Below are 6,612 nucleotides of genomic sequence, written 5' to 3' on the forward strand. Positions count from 1 at the left end.
CTCGCCCGTTTCGGGACAAATTCCTTGATAATAATAAGTAACTTCCTTCACTCTTTAAGAACAGGAAAAGGGGCCAGAGATACCCCTAAGAAAAACAATTGGCAAAGAAATCAATAGTTTCCTGTAAAGCGACAATAAAGCTATCAATTTCTTCGCGGGTATTATAAAAATATAGACTTGCCCGCGCGCTGCCGGAAGCATCAAAAAGGCGGTGTAGAGGTTGGGTACAGTGATGACCGGAACGAATAGCAATTCCTTCGTGGTCTAATAAAGTAGCTAAATCACTAGCATGAATCCCTTCCACATTAAAGGCGGCTAAACTAGCCCGACCTTGGCCCGTTAAACTAGGTGATGGCCCGTAAATTCTTAAACCCTCAATTTCTCCTAATTTTTTGAACAAATAGGCGGTTAACTCTTCTTCGTAGGCATGAATATTATCCATCCCTAAACCCATTAAATATTCTACCGCAGCACCGAGGGCAATCGCTTCGCCAATAGCGGGGGTTCCCGCTTCAAATTTGTGGGGCAGTTCGGCACAGGTAAAATGGTCTAAATAGACTTCTGCAATCATTTCGCCACCACCAAAAAAGGGCGGCATTGCCTCTAAAATCGCCTCTTTGCCATACAAAAATCCAATACCGGTGGGGGCGCACATTTTATGACCACTAGCCACCAACCAATCACAATCTATGGACTGCACATCAATGGCTAAATGGGGGACACTTTGACAGGCATCAATTAATACTTTCGCACCGACTTGATGGGCAAGGCTGACTATTTTGGCAACGGGATTAATACAGCCTAATGTATTAGAAACATGGAGGACAGCAACTAATTTAGTTTTGTCAGATAACAAGGATTTATATTGTTCTAAATCAAAGCTTTCTTCGCTGGTTAACTGCACATATTTAATCACTGCTCCCGTCTTTTGGCAGACAATTTGCCAAGGGATTAAATTACTGTGGTGTTCCATCACCGAGAGAATAATTTCATCCCCTGCTTTCAGGGTATTTAATGCCCAACTGTAGGCGACTAAATTAATCGCTTCCGTGGCGTTGCGAGTATAGACAATTTCCTGACGAGAAGCGGCATTAATAAACCTAGCCACCTTATCTCTGGCCCCTTCGTAGGCTTCCGTTGCCCGGACACTTAAAGTATGCGCCCCCCGATGCACATTGGCGTTATCTTTTTCGTAATAGTTTCGCAGGGTTTCTAATACTTGAATTGGTTTTTGGGAAGTGGCGGCACTATCGAGATAGATAAGGGGTTTATCGTGTACGGTTTGATGGAGGATAGGGAAATCGGCGCGGACTTTTTGGGCGAGGGTTTTTTCTTGGATAATTGTCATTTTAGTCAGGAGTCAGAGGGGTACTTTGGGCGGGTTGACACCCACCCCGGTAGAGTTATTCCACACTGCGACAGGCGACGCATTGCCCCAATCTTTGGCGGAGGGATTCTAGAGGAATTTTAGCTAAAATCTCGGCCGAGAAAGCATCAATTAACAAACTGCGGGCGGTGTCGGCACTTAAGCCCCGGCTTTGCAGATAGAATAAATCATCGGCTTCCAGTTGGCTAACGGTTGCCCCGTGGGAACATTTGACGTTATCGGCGGTAATTTGTAATTCCGGTTTGGTGTTGACTCGTGCCTTGTTAGAAATTAACAAATTCCGATTTAACTGGGAGGCGTTGGTTAATTGGGCGGGTTTGGGAACAAACACTTTACCATTAAAGATGGCGTGAGCGCTACCATCAACTATACATTTATGCAGTTGCTTGGTGATGCCGTGGGGATGGTTGAGATAGATGGCGCTGTGGGTATCGGCGGTTTGTTGTCCGGTAATCATGGCTAATCCGTACAGATTTGTCTCGGTTTGTGCTCCTTTTTGCAGGACATCGAGGTTATGACGGCAGAGTTTAGCTCCTAGATTTATCTCGTTGAGAGTGTAACGGCTATCGCGCCCTTGTTCAATTATCGTGCGTCCGATGTGAAAACCATCTCCCGATTCCCGTTGTACTCTGGTATGGATAACCTCGGCGTTGGCTTCGAGGTAAATTTCCGTGACAGCGTTGGTGAAATAAGAGTAATTTACAGGTAAATCGGAGCAATGTTCGGCTAAAGCTCCGTAATTCTCGATAATATTGACACTAGCTCCAGTTTCCGCCACGATTAGGCTATGGGGCTGATAAAAGCGGGGAATTTCCTCCACAACGGTGATAAATAGGAGATGTATCGGGGTTGTGACGACGGTGTTAGCGGTGACGTGAATTACTGCCCCATCGCTTAGTCCAGCTTGGTTGAGTGCGGTAAAAAATTCGGGTGTTTTTTCTTTGCCTAGATAGTTGACAAGAACATCTTTTTGTGCATTGGCGAGATTACCGACGCTGACACCGGGGGGTAAAGCGGAAATATCGGACAATTCGGGCTGATAAATGCCGTTAACGAAGACTAGGTGGCTGTTTTTGGCTTCGGGCAGTAAAAAAACAGCTAGGGCATTTTTATCGATTGTAACGGTTTGGGGGGCGCGAAAATCGATCGCCCAGAGTTGACTTAAATCGGTGAATTGCCATTCTTCATCTTTTCTGCCAGGAATGGCTAATTCTTGAGCTTTACTGGCTCCCGATTCTCTTAATTCGAGAATTTTACCGTTATCGATAGTGGGAACCGTTTCTCGCGACAATTTTAACAATAATTCTCCTGATTGTTCAGGTTTCGTGATTATGGCTGTCATTGGTAAGAGGGGGTGGGGTTTGGGGTGTGGGAATTATGAATTATGAATTATGAATTATGAATTGGGGAGAGGGTAGAGAGGAGAGGGGGAGAATAAGTAAAAATAATCTCCTGACTACTGATAACTGATAGCTAGATTATTTAACGGCTAATACTTGTTCATCGAGGAAATCGTAGCCAGTTCTTTCTAATTCAAGAGCTAATTCTTTACCGCCACTGGTGACAATGCGCCCATCGTACATAACATGAATAACATCGGGTTCAATGTAGTTGAGCAGACGCTGATAGTGAGTGATAAGTAAAAAAGCGTTATCGGGAGTAGCTAAGTGATTGACTCCCTGGGCAACAATTCGCAAAGCATCGATGTCTAAACCGGAGTCAATTTCATCGAGAATTCCTAAAGTAGGTTCTAATAAAGCCATTTGTAGTATTTCATTACGTTTTTTCTCACCACCGGAGAAACCTTCGTTTAAACTTCTGCCAAGAAAGCTAGGATTCATCTGGACAACTTCTAGTTTTTTCTCGACTAATTCCTCAAAGTCAAAACTATCTAATTCTTCCGAACCTAAATATTTTTGTCTGGCATTATAGGCAACGCGAAGAAAATCGAGGTTACTAACGCCGGGGATTTCTAGGGGATATTGGAAAGCGAGAAAGATCCCCATAAGCGCTCGTTCATCGGGTTCTTTGTCTAAAAGGTTTTCGCCTTTATAAATTATTTCTCCCCCAGTTACTTCATAATCGGGATGTCCAGCGATTACTTTGGAAAAGGTGCTTTTTCCTGAGCCATTGCGCCCCATAATTGCGTGGGTTTCACCTGCTTTAATTTCGAGGTTAACTCCTTTAAGTATCTGGTTTCCGTCAATACTAGCGGTCAGATTTTTTACCGATAAAATTACTTCACTCATGAGATGTTTTTCTAGAACAAAAATATTAGTTTTGGTGGTTGACGGCGAATCATCAATTGATGGATAAATTGTCTTAGCTTTTGGTGGGTTACGGCTATCGCCTAACCCACCCTACTTTATTGATTATCCGACGGTTCCTTCTAGCTTGAGACTAAGGAGTTTATCAGCTTCGGCGGCGAATTCCATCGGTAATTTACTGAGGACATCCTTACAGAAACCACTGACTAACATAGAGACAGCATCTTCCTCGGAAATACCCCGTTGTGCGAAGTAGAATAATTGGTCTTCACCGATTTTAGAGGTAGAAGCTTCGTGTTCTACTTTAGCACTGTTGTTATCCACCTGAATATAGGGAAAAGTGTTAGCTTCGGCATTATCTCCAATCAGCATAGAATCACACTGGGAGTAATTTCTTGCTCCCTTGGCTTTCGGTCCCATTTTCACTAACCCGCGATAACTATTTTGGGAGTTACCCGCCGAAATTCCCTTAGAAATAATCGTACTCTTGGTGTTGCGGCCAATGTGAATCATTTTCGTACCTGTATCGGCCTGTTGTTTGTTATTAGTTAGGGCAATTGAGTAGAATTCCCCGACGGAATTATCGCCGACTAAGACACAACTGGGATACTTCCAAGTAATTGCCGAACCAGTTTCCACCTGCGTCCAAGAAATCTTAGAATTAACTCCTTTACACAGACCCCGTTTAGTGACGAAATTGTAAATACCTCCCTTCCCATTGGCATCGCCAGCGTACCAATTTTGCACCGTCGAATATTTAATATCCGCATTATCGAGGGCGACTAATTCCACAACGGCGGCATGAAGTTGATTACTATCGTACATCGGAGCGGTGCAACCCTCTAAATAACTTACCGATGCCCCTTCTTCAGCGACAATTAAAGTTCTTTCAAATTGTCCCGTCTCACCGTTATTAATCCGAAAATAGGTGGACAATTCCATAGGACAGGCGACACCTTTGGGGATAAAAACAAAGGAACCATCGCTAAAAACGGCCGAATTAAGAGCGGCAAAATAATTATCACCCACGGGAACTACACTGCCGAGATACTTTTGTACTAATTCAGGATGTTCCTGTAAAGCTTCTGAAATAGAACAGAAAATAACCCCCTGTTCTGCTAGTTTTTCTTTAAAAGTTGTGGCGATAGAAACGCTGTCAAAGATAGCATCGACGGCCACGTTAGAAAGGCGTTTTTGTTCCGAAAGGGGAATGCCTAATTTTTCAAAGGTTTCGATTAAAGTGGGGTCAACTTCTTCAAGACTGTTGAGTTTTTCTTTTTTCTGTTTGGGTGCAGAGTAGTAGATAATATTTTGATAATCAATGGCAGGATAGGAAACGTGCGGCCAACTGGGTTCGGTCATCTTTTGCCATTGATGGTAGGCCCGGAGACGAAAATCGAGCATGAATTCCGGTTCCTTCTTTTTCGCCGAAATTAGGCGAATAATCTCCTCATTCAAACCGCGGGGGATGGTTTCCGATTCGATATCGGTGATGAAACCGTACTTGTAGGGTTGGTTAACGAGGTTTTTAACGGTGGTTGCACTCATGGGGGTTAGTGTTCTCTCTACGCGGTAGGCAGGGGAGGCAGTTAAACAACAATAAAGTTGTTTAAATTGATTATATAATAGATTAACAACAAAGCTGTTGTCAAAGTCACGGAAAATTTGAGAGGATGCTGGTAAACCTCTGTTATTCAGGTTACTCTGTAGGGGTAATTGGCCGCTTCTTGACTCTCAGCAATTGTACGCTAAAGCCTCTGTTTTTGGTATCATGACCACGACTCAACCCGCCTCGACGAAAGACGATATTCTGCAATATTTGCTCAAAAACGGTCAATCTACTGCCCAAGACTTGGCTGAGGAGTTAAGTATTAGTCCGCAAGCGACGCGCCGCCATCTTAAGGATTTGGAGGAGGAAGGACTGATAGAATATTTTGCCGTACAAAATAAGATAGGACGGCCCCAGCACATTTATCGTCTCAGTCGTCAAGGTCGTGGCCGTTTTCCCCATAATTACGATAATTTCGCCGTTTCTTTCCTCAATACTCTCGTGGAGACGGTGGGAGAGCAACAGGTGGGGGAAATTCTCAAAAAACAGTGGCAACGCAAAGCGGCAGAATATCAATTGCGCCTCGGCAAGGGGTCTTTAGGGGAAAGAATGAGAAAATTGCTGGAAATTCGCCAAGAGGAGGGTTATATGGCAGAATTAGTGGCACTGGAAGCAGAAAATAGTTATATCCTGGCCGAGCATCATTGCGCTATTGCTGAGGTCGCCGGTTCCTATCCCAGTATCTGTGGCCATGAATTAGAAATGTTTGCCATGCTGCTTCCCGATTGTACGATCGAACGGACTCACTGGATCAATCAAGGTGAGCAACGATGTGGTTATCTAATTAAGTGCAAGGGTTGAAAGGGGGAGATTAGAGATTTTCATCGGGATTTATGCCCAATTCCCGCAGTTTAGCCGCTAATTTTGCGGATTTCTGCCTTTCCTGTTCAACTTGGGTTTCTGCCTGTTGTGCCGCTTCTGCGGGAGTGGGTACTAATTCCCCTTCGGGGGTAAAATAGCGCAATTTATTGGCAGATAAACCCAAATATAAGCCTAATTGTTGACTCCAGAGCCGTCCCTGAGCATTGGGTGCAATCGGTTGATATTGACCGCTAATTAGAGTAAATCCTTCAAATTCTAGGCTTTCTGGGTCAAACCAAAAATAATCGGGAGTGCGAAATATATCTTGATAAATTTGTTTTTTCTCCTCTCGGTCAACTTGGGCCGTACTATCGGAGAGAATTTCGATAATTAAATTGGGATATTTACCCTCTTCTCGCCAAACTACCCAACTTCTGCGGTTAGGATTGGGATTTGTCCCCAAAACCACGAAAAAATCAGGACCACGGCAGAATTCTGACTTTTTCTGGTTGGGACTGTAATAAATGGTTAAATTGCCGGCGGCAAAA

At 44.0% G+C, this 6,612-nt stretch carries 6 protein-coding genes; 1 reads left to right on the forward strand and 5 read right to left on the reverse strand.

Annotated elements, in window-relative coordinates:
• Positions 1 to 85: 85 nt before the first annotated feature.
• The 4 genes from PX484_RS19415 to sufB form a co-directional block, all read right to left on the reverse strand.
• Entirely contained in the window at positions 86 to 1,348 is a 1,263-nt protein-coding gene (locus PX484_RS19415) for a SufS family cysteine desulfurase (protein WP_287666773.1), read from the reverse strand.
• A 55-nt stretch (positions 1,349 to 1,403) separates the two neighbouring features.
• Positions 1,404 to 2,729 (reverse strand): Fe-S cluster assembly protein SufD, encoded by a 1,326-nt coding sequence (gene sufD, locus PX484_RS19420; RefSeq protein ID WP_002801232.1) that lies wholly within the window; start codon positions 2,727 to 2,729, stop codon positions 1,404 to 1,406.
• Between the two features lie 136 nt (positions 2,730 to 2,865).
• Entirely contained in the window at positions 2,866 to 3,636 is a 771-nt protein-coding gene (gene sufC / locus PX484_RS19425) for a Fe-S cluster assembly ATPase SufC (protein ID WP_002795094.1), read from the reverse strand.
• A 123-nt stretch (positions 3,637 to 3,759) separates the two neighbouring features.
• Entirely contained in the window at positions 3,760 to 5,202 is a 1,443-nt protein-coding gene (gene sufB / locus PX484_RS19430; protein ID WP_002804340.1) for a Fe-S cluster assembly protein SufB, read from the reverse strand.
• A gap of 223 nt (positions 5,203 to 5,425) precedes the next feature.
• Between sufB and sufR the strand changes: the two genes are divergently transcribed.
• A complete protein-coding gene (gene sufR / locus PX484_RS19435; RefSeq protein ID WP_002804342.1) occupies positions 5,426 to 6,064 on the forward strand; it encodes an iron-sulfur cluster biosynthesis transcriptional regulator SufR in 639 nt (212 codons plus the stop codon).
• Between the two features lie 10 nt (positions 6,065 to 6,074).
• Here the strand turns inward: sufR and PX484_RS19440 are convergent.
• Positions 6,075 to 6,612 (reverse strand): Uma2 family endonuclease (locus tag PX484_RS19440; protein ID WP_288105188.1); only part of this gene is annotated, 538 nt, incomplete at its 5' end.

Origin of the sequence: Microcystis sp. M49636_WE2 (assembly GCF_030065375.1) — a bacterium.
Taxonomy (GTDB): Bacteria; Cyanobacteriota; Cyanobacteriia; order Cyanobacteriales; family Microcystaceae; genus Microcystis; species Microcystis aeruginosa_C.

What these genes read in the sequence shown, in the direction of transcription:
- PX484_RS19415 (WP_287666773.1), bottom strand. Translation starts at nt 1,348, where the DNA reads ATGACAATTATCCAAGAAAAAACCCTCGCCCAAAAAGTCCGCGCCGAT.
- sufD (WP_002801232.1), bottom strand. Translation starts at nt 2,729, where the DNA reads ATGACAGCCATAATCACGAAACCTGAACAATCAGGAGAATTATTGTTA.
- sufC (WP_002795094.1), bottom strand. Translation starts at nt 3,636, where the DNA reads ATGAGTGAAGTAATTTTATCGGTAAAAAATCTGACCGCTAGTATTGAC.
- sufB (WP_002804340.1), bottom strand. Translation starts at nt 5,202, where the DNA reads ATGAGTGCAACCACCGTTAAAAACCTCGTTAACCAACCCTACAAGTAC.
- sufR (WP_002804342.1), top strand. Translation starts at nt 5,426, where the DNA reads ATGACCACGACTCAACCCGCCTCGACGAAAGACGATATTCTGCAATAT.